Below are 16,194 nucleotides of genomic sequence, written 5' to 3'. Positions count from 1 at the left end.
CAATCCGTTTTTTCCGCCTGCATCAAATAGATGCAAAGGAATGTGAATAGCGCCCCGTTCTGACAGGCGCCGCCGCGCATCTGCGTTATGGTGCCCCGGTTCGGCCAGGGCCGGCGCGGCACATGCCGCGCCAGGGCTGCCACCAGCCCGCCGCGCCTGAGCCTGTCTCCGTACCCATCAACCAAGGAATTCAACATGAAGCCAAGCTGGACCTGGTGCCTGCCCGTGATCGTCACCATGGGGCTCGGCGCCTGCAGCCATATCGACAAGGGTGGCAATGCCGAAGAAGGCGCCAAGACCCAGGCGTCGGCCCCTGCCGGCCCACCCGGTGATGCCCAATCGCTGACCGCCTACCACTGGAATCTTCGCCAGGCCTTCACGCCCCAGGGCACCGAAGACCAGAGCTGGTTCCTGACCGCCGCCTCGCGCAAGCGGCCCCTGCAACTGGAATTCGCCGACCAGCGCCTGGCCGTCAAGAACCTGTGCAACGTGGTGACCACGGGCTACCGCACCGAAGGCAACCGCATCGCCACCCAACGCGCCGCCAGCACGCTGATGGCCTGCGATGACGACCAACTGATGGCGTTGGAGCAAAAGGTGGCCCGCATCCTGCCCACGGCCAAGCAATGGTCCGTGCAACTGGGCGAAGGCAAGCAGCCTGCGCGCCTGACGCTCACCTTCATCGATGGCACGCGCTGGCAGTTCGACGGCTCGCCCACGGCCCAGACCCAGTACGGCAGCGCCGGCGAGCGCATCTTCCTGGAAGTGGCACCCCAGCGCACGGCCTGCAATCACCCGCTGATCAAGGACTTCCAGTGCCTGCGCGTGCGCGAGATCCGCTACGGCGACAACGGCGTGAAGACCTCCACCGGCGAGTGGGAGAACTTCTACAGCGAGATCGAGGGCTACAAGCACGAACCCGGCATCCGCAACGTGCTGCGCATCCAGCGCTACAAGCGCCAGAACGTGCCCGCCGACGCATCGGCCTATGCCTATGTGCTGGACATGGTGGTCGAGAGCGAGCGCGTGGGCCGCTGAGCGCGTCTGCCTCCCAACAGCCCTGAAGGCCTGCATTGCGCAGGCCTTTTTCTTTGCAGGCTCACAGCACCGGGCTCAGCATTGCCAGCAGGTTGTTCCAGATGCGGCGGCCCCAGTGCCAGGCGTGGACCTGGGCGGCCGTGATGCGGTCGGACTGGCGGATGTAGTCGGCCTGGCGCTGGCGGATGGCGCGGGTCACGGCCTCGTCCTGCAGCAGCACGTTGTTCTCGAAGTTCAGGTCGAAGCTGCGCAGGTCCAGGTTGGTGGAGCCCACAAGGGCCACCTGCCCGTCCACGCACAGGGTCTTGGCATGCAGCAGGCCGGGGCGGAACTCACGGAGGATGACGCCGGCCCGCAGCAGGTAGCGGTAGGTGCTGCGGCTGGCCGCGCCCACGATCCAGGAATCGTTGCGCGCCGGCAGGATGAGCGTGACCTGCACGCCGCGCCAGGCGGCGGCGCACAAGGCCTCCAGCACGGTGGCATCGGGGATGAAATAGGGCGTGGAGATCACCACTTCGCGCCGCGCACTGGCCAGCAGGGTGGACACCAGCTGCGAGGTGGAGCGCGGCCGCTCGGCCGGGCCTTCGGCAATGACGACGGCGGCAAAGCCTTCGGCGGGCATGTCGGCCGGCCCCGCTTCAGGTTCGGCGGCCAGGGGCATGGACAGTCCATGGTCTGCGCTGCGCGCCTGCGCCCAGTCGCTGGCAAAGACCTGCTGCATCTGCGCCACCACCGGGCCTTGCAGGCGCAGCATGATATCGACCCAGGGCGCGTAGCGGGCCTTCACGGCGAAGGCCTCGTCCGCGCAGTTCTGGCTGCCGCAGTATGTGATGGCACCATCGATCACAGTGATCTTGCGGTGGTTGCGCAGGTCCAGCCGGCTGGTGAACATCACCCTGAACGGGTGGCTGGCCGGCAGAGCCACGGCCAGTTGCACGCCGGCCTGCGCCATCTGCTGCCAGAGGTCGGAGCGCAGCAGCGCGCGCGAGCCCAGCCCGTCCACCATGGCGCGGCAGACCACACCACGCCGGGCCGCGCGCACCAGCGCCTGGGCCACGGCCGTTCCCGTGTCATCGGCCAGCCAGATGTAGTAGAGCACGTTGATCTCGTGCCGGGCAGCCTCCATGTCGGCCAGCATGCGGGCGCGGGCCTGGGCACCATCGGCCATGAGCTGCGCGGCATGGCCCGGCTGTACGGGAAAGCGGTTGATGGACGCCGCATAGCCAAAGGCCGCCTGCCATTGCGGCGCGATGCCCGCCACCGGCACGCCGCTGCCCGTGACCGGGGCGCCGGGCGCAAAGTCCTGCACCTTGCGGTACCGGGCCCGGCCTCGGCGGCGCAGCGTCACCTCGCCAAACAGGTAGTACAGCGCGCAGCTCGCATAGGGGAGCAGCACGATGACGGTGAGCCAGCCCATGCGCACGTCGGGCCGCACATCGTCGCGCAACAGGATGCGCAGGCCAAAGCCTGCAATGAGCAGCAGATGCAATGCAAGAAACAGCCAGGTCATGCAGCCAGCATAGCCGGGGGTCCTGCGGACGGGATTGGGCGGAAGGGATGTTTCACGGCGGCAAACCTGGATCTGCGCGCAGCCGGCGTCGCCTCAGGTAATGAACCGGAATTCCATGCACCCGCCGATCCTTGGATTCAACGATAGTGCACACCCACATTCCAGGAACTTTTCCGCTGCATGACGAAAATGACCGCAGCGTGACGGTTATGCCCAGCGACTGTGGGCCTGCCTGTGGACAAGCTTCGGGACAACCCTGCATTGCCGCGCCAGCCATGGGTTTGCCGCAGGCGCTGAAAAAACAGGCAGATCGCGCAGATGCCGCAATGTTTCACGCGGCCGGGCTGCGCCGTGCAGGCGGGCACCTCAACGGAAGCGGAAACGGCCTTCGACGAACATGGAGGAGCGGTGGCCGCCCTCGCTGGCTGGGTCGGCAAACGACCAGAAGGCCTGCACCGTGCCCTGGGCCGTGTCGATGACCTGGCTGACGGTGAAGCCCGTTTTCTCGATCCAGTTGAGGAAGTGCAGGCTATCGCTGACCTGCAGGTAGCTGAGCCGTTCGCAGCCATCGGATACATGGCCCAGGGAATCGACCACATGCCAGACCATCTGGCCTTGCGGCGTGTACCGCACATCAGCCTTGCTGTCGGGGAAGTCGATGACCGCTTCGCGCCCGATCAAGGTGCCGGCGTATTGCATGGACAACATGGACATGGTGTGTTGCTCCTCTGATGCGGGGTTCTGGCCTGACCCGTGATGGCATATTCTCGCGCCGCGCCGCGGGTGTTTGTGGGAGCAGACCGCATGCCTTCGTCGGCAGCGTGGAGCGGGCACAACGGCCAGCAAGGCGCCGGCATTTCGCAGATACTGCGCGTGCTCCTCCACGGATATCCGATCTTGCCCTCCTCCCCGCTTCCCCCCTCATCGGCCGACAGCCCCGCTGCCGGCCTGCGCAGCAGCGCCTTCGTCCCCTTCGTCATGACGCGCATGCTGTCCATGTTCGCCCAGCAGATGCAGGCGGTGGTCGTGGCCTGGCAGGTGTATGACCTGACGCGCGACCCCATGTCCCTGGCCTACGTGGGACTGGCCCAGTTCCTGCCCATGCTGGCGCTGCTGATCCCGGCCGGCGACCTCAGCGACCGCATGAGCCGCAAGCGCCTGCTGTCGGGCAGCTGGACCGTGGCTGCCCTGTGCTCCCTGCTGCTGCTGTGGCTGTCCTGGCACGAGGGCGCGGCCGCGCACGATGTGCACTGGATCTATGCCGTGCTGGTGCTGTTCGGCTGCAGCCGCGCCTTCACGGGGCCGGCCCTGCAAAGCCTGCTGCCGCAGATCGTGCCGCGCGAGCAGCTGGCCCAGGCGCTGGCCACCAACAGCATGCTGATGCGCACGGCCGCCATTGCGGCGCCTGTGCTGGGCGGAGTGCTCTACGCCTGGGGCGGCGCCGTGCTGACCTATGCGGTCTGCGGCGTCTCCCTGGTGCTGGCCGTGCTGCTGCTGGGCACGGTGCCCGTGCGCTTTGCCGGGGCCATGGCGCCGGCGGGCGGCTCGCTGTGGCAGCGCTTTGGCGAAGGCATCCATTTCATCCGCACGCGCCCCATCATCCTGGGCACGATTTCGCTGGACCTGTTCGCCGTGCTGCTGGGCGGCGTGGTGGCCCTGCTGCCCGTGTATGCGCACGAGGTGCTCAAGGTCGGCCCCGAAGGCCTGGGCCTGCTGCGCTCGTCCATGACCGTGGGCGAGGTGGCCATGGGCCTGTGGCTGTCGGCCCGTCCCATCCAGCGCCATGTGGGCCGCGTGATGTTCGCCGCCGTGGCCATCTTCGGCGTGGCCAACCTGGTGTTTGCGCTGTCGCACTGGTTCTGGCTGTCCATGGCCGCCCTGATGCTGGCCGGCGCGGCCGACATGGTGAGCGTGTACATCCGCTCGGCCCTGGTGCAGTTTTCCACGCCCGACTCCATGCGCGGGCGCGTGAACGCGGTGAACATGCTGTTCATCGGTTCGTCCAACGAGCTGGGCGAATTCCGCGCCGGCACCAGCGCCGCCTGGCTGGGCGCCGTGCCAGCTGCCGTGGTGGGCAGCCTGTGCACGCTGGGCGTGGTCGGCAGCTGGATGACCCTGTTCAAGCCGCTGCGTGATGTGGACCGGCTGGAAGACGCGGCCCGCGTGGGCCAGGGCTAAAGCAACTCGGCCCGCAGCTGCTGCGCAGTTTTGGGCGACAGCAGGCCGGGCGCCACGTCAAACACGGTCTTGCAGCCCGTCTGCCCCGACTGCTGCAGCCTGTGCACGGCGCGCGCATAGGCCACGAGCACGCTGGCCGTGAATTCCGGATTGCTGTCCAGCTGCAGGCGGTATTCGATGGAGTGGTGCAGCCCCTGCGAGCTGCGGCCGCTGCGGATGACGAATCCGCCATGCGGCATGGCCGCATGGTCACGGGCAAGTTCCTCGGCGCTGATGAAATGCACCGTGGTGTCGTATTCGTCAAAGTAATGCGGCATGCCGACGATGGCCTGGCGCACGCCATCGGCATCGGCCCCCTGCTCCAGCACCACAAAGCACTCGCGCCGGTGGCGCTCGCGCGCAGACAGCTCGGGCCGCACGCCGCTGCGCACGCGCTGCACGGCCTCGTCCACGGGAATGGTGTACTGCACGCCGCCGGCCACACCGGGAATGCGGCGGATGGCGTCCGAGTGCCCCTGGCTCAGGCCCTTGCCCCAGAAGGTGTAGGTGGCGCCATCGGGCAGCAGGGCCTCGCCCATGAGGCGTTGCAGGGAGAACATGCCCGGGTCCCAGCCCGCCGAGATCAGCGCCGTGGTGCCGGCTGCGCGGGCGGCGGCATCCACCCGGTCGAAATGCTCGGGAATGCGCGCATGGGTGTCGAAGCTGTCCACCAGGCTGAAATGCGCGGCCAGCGCGGGCGTCTGCTGCGGCAGGTCGTCCTTGGAGCCGCCGCACAGCACCAGCACGTCGATGCCGGCGCGATGGGCCAGCAGGCTGTCCATGCCGTGCACGGGCGTGCCGGGCTGCAGCGGACACAGCCGGGCCGGATCACGGCGGGTGTAGATGCCGGCCAGCACCATGTCGGGGTTGCGGGCAATGGCCGCCTCCACGCCACGGCCCAGGTTGCCGTGGCCGACGATGGCGATGCGGATGGGAGCGGTGCTGCGATGGTCCATGCGGTGTGGTGTGGTGTGGTGTGGTGCGTTTGAGAGGGGTTCAGACACTCCGGTTCACGCGGCGGCGCAGAACCAGGCGCGATCTTGCATCGCCCTGAAGCCGCCAGTCGTGCAACGGGAGGCAGCACTGCGTTGCCCTGCACGGGGGTAGTGCGCGTGGGTCTGCATGGCGGTGGGCGGGCAGCGCCTACACTCACGCCCTCATGTTCCAGCCTTCATCCATCCCCTCCCTGGCCCAGCCGCCAGAGCCCGACGACGCGCCGCTGCACATCCTCTGGCGCGACGAGCATCTGGTGGCGGTGTACAAGCCCGCAGGCTGGCTGGTGCACCGCACGGGACTGGACGCGCACGAGACGCGCTTTGTGCTGCAGACCCTGCGCGACCAATTGGGCTGCCATGTGTACCCCGCGCACCGGCTGGACAAGGGCACCTGCGGCGTGCTGGTCATGGCCTTGCATTCACAGGCCGCCCAGCGGCTGGGCCAGGCCTTTGCCGGGCAGGAAGTGCGCAAGCAATACCTGGCGCTGGTGCGGGGCTGGCTGCCGGATGCGGTGGAGGTGGACCACGCGCTCAGACCCGACGATGCGCCCGAGGACGCGCCAGCCCAGCCCGCACAGACTTCGCTGCGCTGCCTGGCGCGCCTGGAATGGCCCGAGGCCTTTGACCCGCGCCACGCGGCCACGCGGGTCTCGCTGGTCGAGGCCCTGCCCGCCACGGGCCGGCGCCACCAGATACGCCGCCATCTCAAGCATGTGGCCCATCCCATCATTGGCGACGCCACGCATGGCAAGGGGCCGCTGAACCGCTGGTGGGCCGAGCGGCTGGGCCTGCAGCGGCTGTGGCTGCACGCCCATGCGCTGGAGCTGGCGCACCCGATGACGGGCGAGCCGCTGCGCTTCGAGGCCGACTGGCAGCAACTGGGCCATGTGGCCGATGTGCAGCACTGGCGCGCGCTGTGCGCCCTGCCCGGCTGGCAGGCCTGTGCGGGCCTGCCGGCGACGGCCCGGCCGGATCAGACAGCTTCGGCTGGCGCGCCCGTTTCAGGCTGCTCCATCAGCGGCGCTGCCACGTAGGCGTAGTCGGCCGAGGCATCGGCCTTGAGCACGCCAGACAGCAGCTCCACCAGGCGCTCGTTGCCCATCTTGAAGCCGCAGGCCTGGGCATGGCCACCGCCGCCAAAGCTCTCGGCCAGCGGAATGCAGTTGAACTCCGAGCGCGAACGCAGGCCGATCTTCACGCCCTTGGTGCTGGCATGCCACATCAGCGCGAAGCTGCCGCTCTGGCGCGCCAGCAGGTCGCCGACCTGGCTGTGGAACATGCCGGGGCAGTTGACCATCAGCCCTTGCATGCCGTTGAAGACCAGGGGCTGGGCCGCCTCGGAAATGTCGGCGCACAGCTTCTGGAATTTTTCGTCCATGGCGCCGCCGCGCGCCATGAAGGCGGCTTCCTGCTCGGGCGTGAAGGCCGCGATCTCGGCCCAGCGCTCGAAGCTGCGCGGCTCCATGTCCAGCGCCGCGAGAAAGCCCGCGCTCTCGGCGAATTCCCACTTCCAGATGTCGCGGTCCTCGATGAAGCGGATCAGGCCGGGCACGGGCTTGTCGGCCTGGAAGAACTCCCAGGCCAGGCGCGCGCCGGACTTGTTCATGTCGAAGTGCACGACGCCGCAGCGGCACTGGTAGCCGCTCAGCTTTTCGGCAGCGCTCTTGTGGTGGTCCAGCACCACGAGCTTGGCCACGCGCGACTCGATCTCGGCCATGAGCTCGGGCTCGAAGGCGAAGTCCAGCACGTAGACGGCGCGGCCAGCCAGCTCGCCCAGGTCGTCGGCCTTCTGGATCTCGCCATGGTCCAGGCCCCGGAATTCGGCCTGCCCGCCGTAGTACAGCCAGGCCGCCAGCGCCGCGCCGTAGCCGTCCGGGCAGCGGCGGCCGTGGTAGAGGATCAGGGGCTGGGGATCGTCATGCTCGGGGCGCACGAACAATTGCAGGGGCAGGATGGTGTTTTTCATGATGGGGGCGATTGTCGGTCCTGGCGCCATTCCCCTGCACTTGCTCCAGCGCCCGGGCACCCTGGGCAGCCGGGCATTGCGCGGGCTGCTCGCAAAGAACGTAGCGCAAAGCCTGGGCAGCACAAGGCCTATCGCCCCAGCAGGCGCCGCAGGCAAACCCCAGGACCTATCATGTCCGCCTTGTCATTGAATTGCTGCGACCGCCTGCGGACCCGCTGGGCGTGCAGGCCGCCGCGGCCCCTGTATGCGATCCACACCCGACATCACCCCCCACCTCGGCTCCCTGCTGAAGTTCCGCCACGACCTGCATGCCAACCCCGAGTTGCGCTACGAGGAGCACCGCACCGGCGACAAGGTGGCGGCCTACCTGATGGCGCTGGGACTGCAGGTGCACCGCGGGCTGGGCGGGACCGGCGTGGTGGCAAGCATCCACGGCCGGGGGCGCAGCGCCGCCAACCCGGGCCGCAGCATCGGCATACGGGCCGACATGGATGCGCTGCCGGTGACGGAGCTCAACGCCTTCGGCCACGCCAGCCAGAACCCGGGCTGCATGCATGCCTGCGGCCATGACGGCCACACGACCATGCTGCTGGGCGCGGCCACGCTGCTGGCGCAGCAGCCGGATTTCGATGGATCGGTGCACCTGATCTTCCAGCCCGCAGAGGAAGGCGGCGCAGGCGCCAAGGCCATGATGGAGGACGGCCTGTTCGACCGCTTCCCCTGCGAGGCCGTGTTCGCGCTGCACAACTGGCCTGCCCTGCCTGCCGGCGAGATGGCGGTGCGCGTGGGGCCCATCATGGCGTCCACGCTGCGCTTCGAGATCCGTGTGCACGGCAAGGGCGGCCACGCGGCCATGCCCCACACCACGCTGGACCCGATTCCCGTGGCCTGCGCCATCGTCGGCCAGTTGCAGAGCCTGGTGTCGCGCAGCACCGATCCGCTGGACAGCGCCGTGCTCACCGTGGGCAAGATCACCAGCGGCACGGTGGAGAACATCATTCCCGACGAGGCCAGCATCTTCGGCACGGTGCGCGCGCTCAGGACCGAGACGCAGCAGATGTTCATCGAAGGCATGCAGCGCATCAGCGAGCATGTGGCGGCCGCCCATCTGTGCCGCGCCGAGTTCATTCTCAAGCCCGGCTACCCCAACACCACCAACCACGCGCACGAGGCCCGCTTCATGGCCGAGGTGATGCGCGAGGCGGTGGGCGAGGACCGCACCCACGCCGACATCCTGCCGGCCATGACGGCCGAGGACTTCGGCTTCATGCTGGAGGCCGTGCCCGGCGCTTATGGCTGGATAGGCAACGGCCCCGCCACGGGTGAGCCCGGCGTGGGCCTGCACAACCCCGGCTACGACTTCAACGACGACAACCTGGGGCGCGGCGCACGCTTCTGGGACCTGCTGGCGCGCCGCTGGCTGGAACAGTCCAGGACCTGAACGCCCTCACACGCAGGCCCTTGTGCCTGCCCTCACACACTGGCCCTCACGCCGGCTTTCACACGCCGGCAGGCGCCCCCAGTTGCAGATCCACCCACTCGACCGCCGGCAGCGGCCGGCCGTAGTGGTAGCCCTGGAACAGCACGTCCTGGTTCCAGGCCCGCAGCGTGCCGGCCTGCTCTTCGGTCTCCACTCCTTCGGCCACCACGCGCAGGCGCAGGCGTCTGGCCAGCAGCAGGATCGCCTCGACCATGGCGGCATTGCCCGGCGAGGTATGGCAGTCCTGCACAAAGGACTTGTCGATCTTGAGTTCACGGAACGGCAGCCGCTGCAGATAGGCCAGCGATGAATAGCCGGTGCCGAAGTCGTCCAGCCCCATCTCCACGCCCAGCAGCTGCAGCTCGGCCATGCGCTCGCGCGCCTCGTCCACATCGCGCATGACCACGCTTTCGGTGACCTCCAGCGTGAGGCGGCGCGGGTCGGCTCCGGTTGCGGCCAGGGTGCGCTTGAGCTTGTCCACCACGTCGGGCTGGCGGAACTGCCGCCAGCTGACGTTGACCGACAGCCGCCAGCCCTGCTGCACGAACTCGGGCCGCACCAGCATGCGGCAGGCCTGCTCCAGCATCCAGTCGCCCAGTTGCACGATCAGGTCCGATTCCTCGGCCACGGGAATGAAATCACCGGGCTCGACCATGCCCAGGCGCGGATGGTTCCAGCGCACCAGCACCTCGGCGCCCACACAGCGCCCCATGTGGTCCACCTGGGACTGCAGATAAGGCTGCAGCTCGCCGGCAGGAATGGCGCGGCGCAAGTCCTTTTCGATGCGAAAGCGCTTGCCCACGGCCTCGGCCATGTCGGGCTGGAAGATGACGACCTGACCCAGCCCGGCCTGCTTGGCCTGGTGCAGGGCCACGCCCGCGCGCCGCAGCACGTCATGGCCACCGCTGTCGGTGCGCGAGGCGGCAAAGCTGGCCGCGCCAATGCTGCAGCTGGCCTGCACTTCCTCGCCGGTTTCCTCCAGCCACAGCGGCCGCTCCAGCGCGTCCTGCAGCACCTGGGCCAGGGCGCGCATGTGCTGGTCGACCTCGGCCGCCTCCTGGCCGACCTTCTCCAGCAGCACGGCAAATTCGTCGGCGCCCATGCGGGCCAGCAGCACGCCGTCGGGCAGGGCATCGGCCAGGCGCAGCGCCAGCGCGCCCAGCAGCGCATCGCCACGCACCGTGCCGCGCACATCGTTGAAGGCGGTGAAGCGGTCCATGTCCAGCAGCAGCAGACCGTGGCGCGGCTCGCCGCCCTTGCCGCCCTCGCGGAATTCGCGCGCCAGCGCGCGCAGGCGCTGGGTCAGCGACAGGCGGTTGGGCAGGCCGGTGAGCGCGTCGAAATGCGCCAGTGCATGGATCTGGCGTTCTGCGCGCATGCGCTCGGACAGGTCCTGCTTGAGTTCCACATAGTTGACGATGCTGCCGTCCGAGGCGCGTATGGGCGCCACCAGCACGGCCTCGGGCAGGTCCTCGCCCTGGCGTGTGCGGTTGGTCATCTGGCCGCGCCACAGCGCGCCCCGGCCCAGCTGGTGCAAGGCCTCCTCCCATGCAGGCGCGTCCAGGCCCATGGTGGAGTAGCGGTGCGTGGGCTGGCCCAGGACCTCGTTGCGCGCAAAGCCGGTGCGCTGCAAAAAGGCCTCGTTCACGTAGACGATGTTCTGGTGCACGTCGGTGATGACGATGCTTTCGGGGTTCTGCTCCACGGCGCGGTAGAACTTGCGCAGATCGTCCTGGTGCTGCTCCAGCGAGCCCAGCGTGTCCTGCAGTTCCTGGGCACGGCGGATCAGGCTGCGCCTTGCCATCAGCGTGACCGTGCCCGTCAGCCCCAGCATGCCCACGAAGTACAGCATGGAGAACACGGGCGAGGTCTCGCGCTGGCCTATCCAGTCAACCCCCTCGCGGCCCGCCACCCAGAACGCGGCCATGGCCAGCACGGACAGCACCAGCATGGCCAGCGTGGTGCGCACGCCCAGCACCCAGGCGCACATGACGAGCAAGGCCGGAAAGGCCAGCACCGAGCTGCTTTGCACGCCGCCCGTGGCAGCCACCACGGTCACGGCTGCCACCCAGGTGCCCCAGACCAGAAGATTGGAGGCCAGCCTCCAGTGCCGGCGCCAGCCCAGCAGCACGGCGCCGAAGCTCACGCCCGCGGCAACCAGGTTCAGCCGTACGCTGGGCCAGGGAACGGGGTCCTGCGTCAGAAGCGCCATGGCCAGGAGCACGGTGAGGCTGGTGATCCATAGGCTGCCGACCAGAACGACCCGGCGCAGGGACAAATGGATTTCCGCCTCGACTCGATGACGCCGCATGAAAAAGCCCCAACAGAGAAAGAACACTCAACATGCTAGCGGTCGGCGCCGCCTGCGGCTGTGGTGGTTGTGCCACCGCCCCGGTCGGACGCCCTCTTGCACCAAACGGGGTATGCCGGCGCCGGCCGGCGGTGCCTCAGGGCGCGCTTTTGCGCTCGCGCGGGGGGCGCTTGCGCGCCTTGCTGGCGTCCTTGCGCGCCTGGCGCTCGGCATCGCGTTCCTGGCCCACGGCCAGCCACTGCGCGTATTCGTCGGGCGTCTCCAGCGTGATGCGGCCCAGGATTGCTCCGCGGAAATCCGTGAGCACCAGCTCGGCAGCTTTTTGCAGATTGACACGTCCGCCGCTCATCATGGCGCCGCGGCGCCGGCCGATGGCGTCCAGCAGCTCGTCGTCATGCAGGGCTGCAATGCGTTCGTTGTCCAGGCCCAGCTTGTAGCGCGCCTCCAGCAGGTCCGCGTAGTTCTTCTGCAGATAGCCCAGCAGCTCCAGCGCCACCAGTTCCTCGTCATAGGCGTTGCGGCCCACGGCGCCGCTGGCGGCCAGGTTGTAGCCGCTTTGCTCGACGATGATGCGCGGCCACAGCATGCCGGGCGTGTCCCAGAGGTAGAAGTCGTCGGCCAGCACGATGCGCTGCTCCAGCTTGGTGATGCCGGCCTCGTCCCCCGTCTTGGCCTGCCGCTTGCCGCTCATGGAGTTGATCAGCGTGGACTTGCCCACGTTGGGAATGCCGCAGATCAGCACGCGCATGGGCTTGGCCATGCCGCCACGGTTGGGGGCCAGCAGCTTGCAGGCCTCGATCAGCCGGCGCGTGGGCGCGGGCTCGGAGGCGTCCAGCGCAATGGCGCGCGTGTCGCTCTGGGCGTTGTACCAGTCCAGCCACAGCGGCGTGCGCGCGGCATCGGCCAGGTCCTGCTTGTTGAGCACCTGCAGGCGCGGCTTGTGGCCCGTCAGCTCCTGCAGCAGCGGGTTGCTGCTCGACCCCGGCAGGCGCGCATCCAGCACTTCGATGACCACATCGATTTCCTTGACGCGCTCGGTGATCACCTTGCGCGTGAGATTCATGTGACCGGGGAACCACTGTATGGCCATGGGATTACTTTCTGGGAAACGGGGGAACTGGCAGGGGCGCAAGGATAATTCATGGCTTGCGCAGACAGGATGGAACAGCGCGCTGCGCCCCAGCGCAAACCGCAGGCTTCATTCTTTCTTGCGCAAGCCGCAATTGTCCCCCGCTTTTACGCCCCGCCTCACTGCCTATGTCCTTGCCCGATACCCCCTCTTCCCGCTCCGCCTCGCGCAAGGCCGACATCGAACTGTTGATCAAGGGAGTGACCTGCGCCGTGATCGGCCTGATGATTCTGCTGGCGCCGCAGTTCATGGCACCCGGGGGCATCGTGCAGATGATGGCCCAGTCGTACCTGGTCGGCTGGTTCGCCCTGCTGCTGGGCACGGCCTTCATCGTGCTGTTTGTGGTGCGCCGCAGCAAGGCGCGGCGCTGAGCATGGTGCAGGGCCCGCTGGAGCAGGCGCTGTCGCAGATCGGGCTTTGGCAGCAGCGCGCCCAGGCTGCAGGCATTGCACTGCGCCCGGCGCCGCCCCAGCCCACCAGTTGCTGCGGCCGCGGCTGCAACGGCTGCGTCTGGGAAGGCTTCTACGACGCCGTGCTGTTCTGGTGCGAGGATGCAGGCCAGGCCCTGAGTGGCGGACCTGGCTGAGGCACGGTCAGCGCAGGTTCTCGGGCGACATGTAGCGCAGGCGCCATTCCTCGAAGGACAGCGTGTCTGCGGCCTCGATGTCGCGCTGGTCCTGCACGGACTGCGCCGACCATTGCTCGAAGCGCTGCTGCTGCGCCTGGCTCCAGGGCAGGGCCAGCAGCGAATCGCGGGCCTGCTCGGAACGGGCCAGCGTGAAGCGCGAGAAGCTGTTGCCGTACTCGCCCGTCAGCTCGCCCAGCACATGGGCCGACGGCGTGCGCTCCGGATGCTCCAGGCGTTCCAGCGCCTGGGCCAGCGCGGCACTGTAATCCTGCGTGCCGTGCGCGCTGTCCAGCGCCTGGGCATAGGGGCGGCACTGGTCCAGCACTTCATGGGCCCAGTCGCGCAGCGGCACCTCGCGGCCCGCGCGCACCAGCTGCAGGCCGGGCTCGCGGCCACGCTCGGCGGTCAGGTGCTGGTTGTGCTTGAGTTCGGCGATCTCGGCCGGCGTATCGGGCGGGCTGTCGGCATTCAGGCAGTGCAGCAGGAACACGTCCAGCATGCGCATGGTGGGGGCGGCAATGCCCACATCCTCGAAGGGATCGAGGTCCATCAGGCGCACTTCCACATACTCCACGCCGCGCTCACGCAAGGCATGCAGCGGGCGCTCGCCACGGCTGACGGTGCGCTTGGGGCGGATGGTGCCGTAGAACTCGTTCTCGATCTGCAGCAGACCCGTGCCCAGCTGGTTGTAGTCGCCGCCCGGATTGCGCACGCCCAGCATCTCGTAGGCCGGGTAGGGATGGGTCAGCGCCTCATGCAGCGAATTCGCATAGCCTTCCAGGCCGTTGTAGCTGACGTTGATGCTGGCCTGCGCATCGCTCTGGTAGCCCAGGCGGCCCATGCGCAGCGAGGTGGCATGGGGCAGGTAAAGCGCCTGGCCCGTATTGCCCAGCGGCTTCAGGCCATGCTCGCGCCCCTCGACGAAACAGGGACACAGCGCGGGCGATGCGCCGTACAAGTACAGCAGCACGAAGGCATGGCGCCGGAAATTGCGGATCAGCGAGAAATACTGCTCGCTGGCCACGCCGGGCAGCGACCAGTTGTAGTGGATGCCCGAAATCGTCTGCATGCGCCGGCCATAGCGATGGCCCAGGCCCATGCGGTACACGCTCTTGGAGCGGCCCGAATGCGAGGAGCCATAGCGCGCCAGCGGAATCGTCTCGTCCGTGGGCAGCTGGCAGGGCATGCTGGACGACCACAGCATCTCGCCGCCCGCATCGCGCAGGCTGCGCAGCACGAACTGGTGGATCTGCACCAGCTCGTCCAGGCATTCCTGCACGCCCAGGCGCGCGCCCGTGATCAGCTCGATCTGCGATTCGCTGTAGTCGGTGGTGATGTGCGGATGCGTGAGCGCCGAGCCCAGTGCCAGGGGATGCGGCGTCAGCGCCAGGCTGCCGGAAGGCAGCACGCGCAGGCCCTCCTTTTCTATGCCACGGCGTATGCCCTTGAGCCGCTGGGGATCGGGAACCGCCATGGATGCCTGCGATGTTTTCATTCTTGTTTACCGATTCGTTGATGGGCACCGGCCCACACGGAAACCACCAGGATTCCCGGCGGACCCGACCCGGACGCCGAATGATAGAGAAACGGCAGGAAACGCGATGGTGCCTGTCCGCTTAACCACGCGTTTTGGCCTGTTGCCCCGCATGGCACCGCCGCGAGCGAAAGGAATATGTCAGAGTTTCGCCCTCCCGGCAGGCCCTGCCTTGACGCCGGGCAAAGGCTGGCCGGCCAGCGGTGAAATCACTTGCCGGCCTCGCTTCATCAACGGGCAGCGGCCATGGCCTTGCCCACTTCCAGCGTACCCTGCGCGGCGCCGCTGGCAGGCACCTGTTCGCCGCTGCGGTCCAGCACCTGGGCCAGTTGCGCAGCCAGTTGCTCCGGCACCTGATCGCCCTGGCCCAGATACACGCCTTCGGTCAGCGTGATGAAGGCCGCCTCGAAGCCGCCCGCGCCTGCGCACAGCGTGGTACGTGTGGGCGCACTTTCGTGGGCCAGCACCAGCATGGCGGGCACCACGGCCTCGGGCTTGAGGGCGGCCAGCACGGCCTCGGGCATCAGGCCTTCGGTCATGCGGGTGGCCGCCGTGGGGGCCAGCGCATTCACATGGATGCCGTGCTTGGCGCCTTCGATGGCCAGCGTCTGCATGAGGCCGACCTGGGCCAGCTTGGCCGCGCCGTAGTTGGCCTGGCCGAAGTTGCCATACAGGCCCGTGGACGAGGTGGTCATCACGATGCGCCCGTAGTTCTGCGCCTGCATGTGCGGCCACACGGCCTTGCAGCAATGGGCGGCGCCCATCAGGTGCACTTCCACCACCAGGCGGAAATCATCCATGTCCATCTTGGCGAAGCTCTTGTCGCGCAGGATGCCGGCGTTGTTGACCAGGATGTCCACGCGGCCCCAGGCATCGACGGCCTGCTGCACCATGGCCTGCACGGCCGCGAAATCGGTGACCGATGCGCCGTTGGCCAGCGCCTGGCCGCCCGCCGCGCGGATCTCGTCCACCACGGCCTGGGCCGCCGTGGCCGAGCCGCCGCTGCCATCGACCGCGCCGCCCAGATCATTGACCAGCACCTTGGCGCCGCGCGCCGCCAGCGCCAGCGCATGCAGACGCCCCAGGCCGCCGCCGGCCCCCGTCACGATGGCCACGCGGCCTTCAAACTCAATCGCCATGGAGATGCTCCCTTTGTTGCATTGGATGCCGGCTCTGCCCGCCGGATGGCAAGGCGCCGGTCACCCAGCAATGTAGACGGACGCCGCCTTCGTTCCGGTTGCCCAAGCGACTGCGGCAGGGCCGCCAGCCTTGTCCCCACCATTGCGTGACAAGCCTGTGGACAACCATGTGCTGGCCCGGGACTGGTGATCCAAGCGGTTGTTTTGAATGGATTTTTTTCTTTTGCCTATTTTTTAATCAAATCCA

The 16,194-nt window shown here is 68.0% G+C and carries 14 protein-coding genes; 6 read left to right on the top strand and 8 right to left on the bottom strand.

The annotated features are described in order from the left end of the window. The first annotated feature begins 195 nt into the window (after nucleotides 1-195). Complete coding sequence (locus tag LGR64_RS20845) at nucleotides 196-1,038, top strand: META and DUF4377 domain-containing protein (protein ID WP_013803395.1); 843 nt, start codon at nucleotides 196-198, stop codon at nucleotides 1,036-1,038. Between the two features lie 61 nt (nucleotides 1,039-1,099). On the opposite strand, the gene cls is transcribed toward LGR64_RS20845, so the two are convergent. Further along, nucleotides 1,100-2,548 (bottom strand): cardiolipin synthase, encoded by a 1,449-nt coding sequence (cls, locus tag LGR64_RS20840; protein ID WP_230356827.1) that lies wholly within the window; start codon nucleotides 2,546-2,548, stop codon nucleotides 1,100-1,102. A gap of 366 nt (nucleotides 2,549-2,914) precedes the next feature. Beyond that, entirely contained in the window at nucleotides 2,915-3,262 is a 348-nt protein-coding gene (locus tag LGR64_RS20835) for a MoaF-related domain-containing protein (RefSeq protein WP_012204400.1), read from the bottom strand. Between the two features lie 90 nt (nucleotides 3,263-3,352). Here LGR64_RS20835 and LGR64_RS20830 point away from each other — a divergent pair, with 90 nt between their 5' ends. After that, on the top strand, nucleotides 3,353-4,726 hold the full coding sequence (locus tag LGR64_RS20830) for an MFS transporter (RefSeq protein WP_230356825.1): 1,374 nt from the start codon (nucleotides 3,353-3,355) through the stop codon (nucleotides 4,724-4,726). Here LGR64_RS20830 and LGR64_RS20825 read toward each other — a convergent pair. Further along, entirely contained in the window at nucleotides 4,723-5,721 is a 999-nt protein-coding gene (locus LGR64_RS20825; protein ID WP_230356823.1) for a diaminopimelate dehydrogenase, read from the bottom strand. The genes LGR64_RS20830 and LGR64_RS20825 overlap by 4 nt on opposite strands. Nucleotides 5,722-5,924: 203 nt before the next feature. On the opposite strand from LGR64_RS20825, the gene LGR64_RS20820 reads away from it, so the two are divergent. Further along, nucleotides 5,925-6,794: a pseudouridine synthase gene (locus tag LGR64_RS20820; RefSeq protein WP_230356821.1), complete on the top strand. Its 870-nt coding sequence runs from the start codon at nucleotides 5,925-5,927 to the stop codon at nucleotides 6,792-6,794. On the opposite strand, the gene LGR64_RS20815 is transcribed toward LGR64_RS20820, so the two are convergent. After that, nucleotides 6,734-7,726: a DHH family phosphoesterase gene (locus LGR64_RS20815; protein WP_071954811.1), complete on the bottom strand. Its 993-nt coding sequence runs from the start codon at nucleotides 7,724-7,726 to the stop codon at nucleotides 6,734-6,736. The two genes, LGR64_RS20820 and LGR64_RS20815, sit on opposite strands and share 61 nt — an antisense overlap. A gap of 244 nt (nucleotides 7,727-7,970) precedes the next feature. Here LGR64_RS20815 and LGR64_RS20810 point away from each other — a divergent pair, with 244 nt between their 5' ends. After that, entirely contained in the window at nucleotides 7,971-9,167 is a 1,197-nt protein-coding gene (locus tag LGR64_RS20810) for a M20 aminoacylase family protein (protein WP_198822139.1), read from the top strand. Nucleotides 9,168-9,225: 58 nt separating this feature from the next. Here LGR64_RS20810 and LGR64_RS20805 read toward each other — a convergent pair whose 3' ends face one another. Together LGR64_RS20805 and ylqF are read right to left on the bottom strand one after the other, a co-directional pair. After that, nucleotides 9,226-11,517 (bottom strand): putative bifunctional diguanylate cyclase/phosphodiesterase, encoded by a 2,292-nt coding sequence (locus tag LGR64_RS20805; RefSeq protein ID WP_088166903.1) that lies wholly within the window; start codon nucleotides 11,515-11,517, stop codon nucleotides 9,226-9,228. A gap of 136 nt (nucleotides 11,518-11,653) precedes the next feature. Next, a complete protein-coding gene (gene ylqF / locus LGR64_RS20800; RefSeq protein ID WP_012204393.1) occupies nucleotides 11,654-12,607 on the bottom strand; it encodes a ribosome biogenesis GTPase YlqF in 954 nt (317 codons plus the stop codon). A 167-nt stretch (nucleotides 12,608-12,774) separates the two neighbouring features. Between ylqF and LGR64_RS20795 the strand changes: the two genes are divergently transcribed. Beyond that, on the top strand, nucleotides 12,775-13,017 hold the full coding sequence (locus LGR64_RS20795) for a hypothetical protein (protein WP_230356818.1): 243 nt from the start codon (nucleotides 12,775-12,777) through the stop codon (nucleotides 13,015-13,017). Between the two features lie 2 nt (nucleotides 13,018-13,019). After that, nucleotides 13,020-13,232: an oxidoreductase-like domain-containing protein gene (locus LGR64_RS20790; protein WP_012204391.1), complete on the top strand. Its 213-nt coding sequence runs from the start codon at nucleotides 13,020-13,022 to the stop codon at nucleotides 13,230-13,232. A gap of 7 nt (nucleotides 13,233-13,239) precedes the next feature. On the opposite strand, the gene gshA is transcribed toward LGR64_RS20790, so the two are convergent. Beyond that, nucleotides 13,240-14,769 (bottom strand): glutamate--cysteine ligase, encoded by a 1,530-nt coding sequence (gshA, locus tag LGR64_RS20785; protein ID WP_230356816.1) that lies wholly within the window; start codon nucleotides 14,767-14,769, stop codon nucleotides 13,240-13,242. A 269-nt stretch (nucleotides 14,770-15,038) separates the two neighbouring features. Next, entirely contained in the window at nucleotides 15,039-15,947 is a 909-nt protein-coding gene (locus LGR64_RS20780) for an SDR family NAD(P)-dependent oxidoreductase (RefSeq protein WP_013803405.1), read from the bottom strand. Nucleotides 15,948-16,194: the final 247 nt, after the last annotated feature.

The sequence above is a fragment of the Delftia sp. Lp-1 genome (assembly GCF_020523835.1).
Taxonomy (GTDB): Bacteria; Pseudomonadota; Gammaproteobacteria; order Burkholderiales; family Burkholderiaceae_C; genus Comamonas; species Comamonas acidovorans.
Note: the sequence above shows the minus strand (reverse complement) of the source record. Positions and strands in the feature narration are given on the sequence as shown.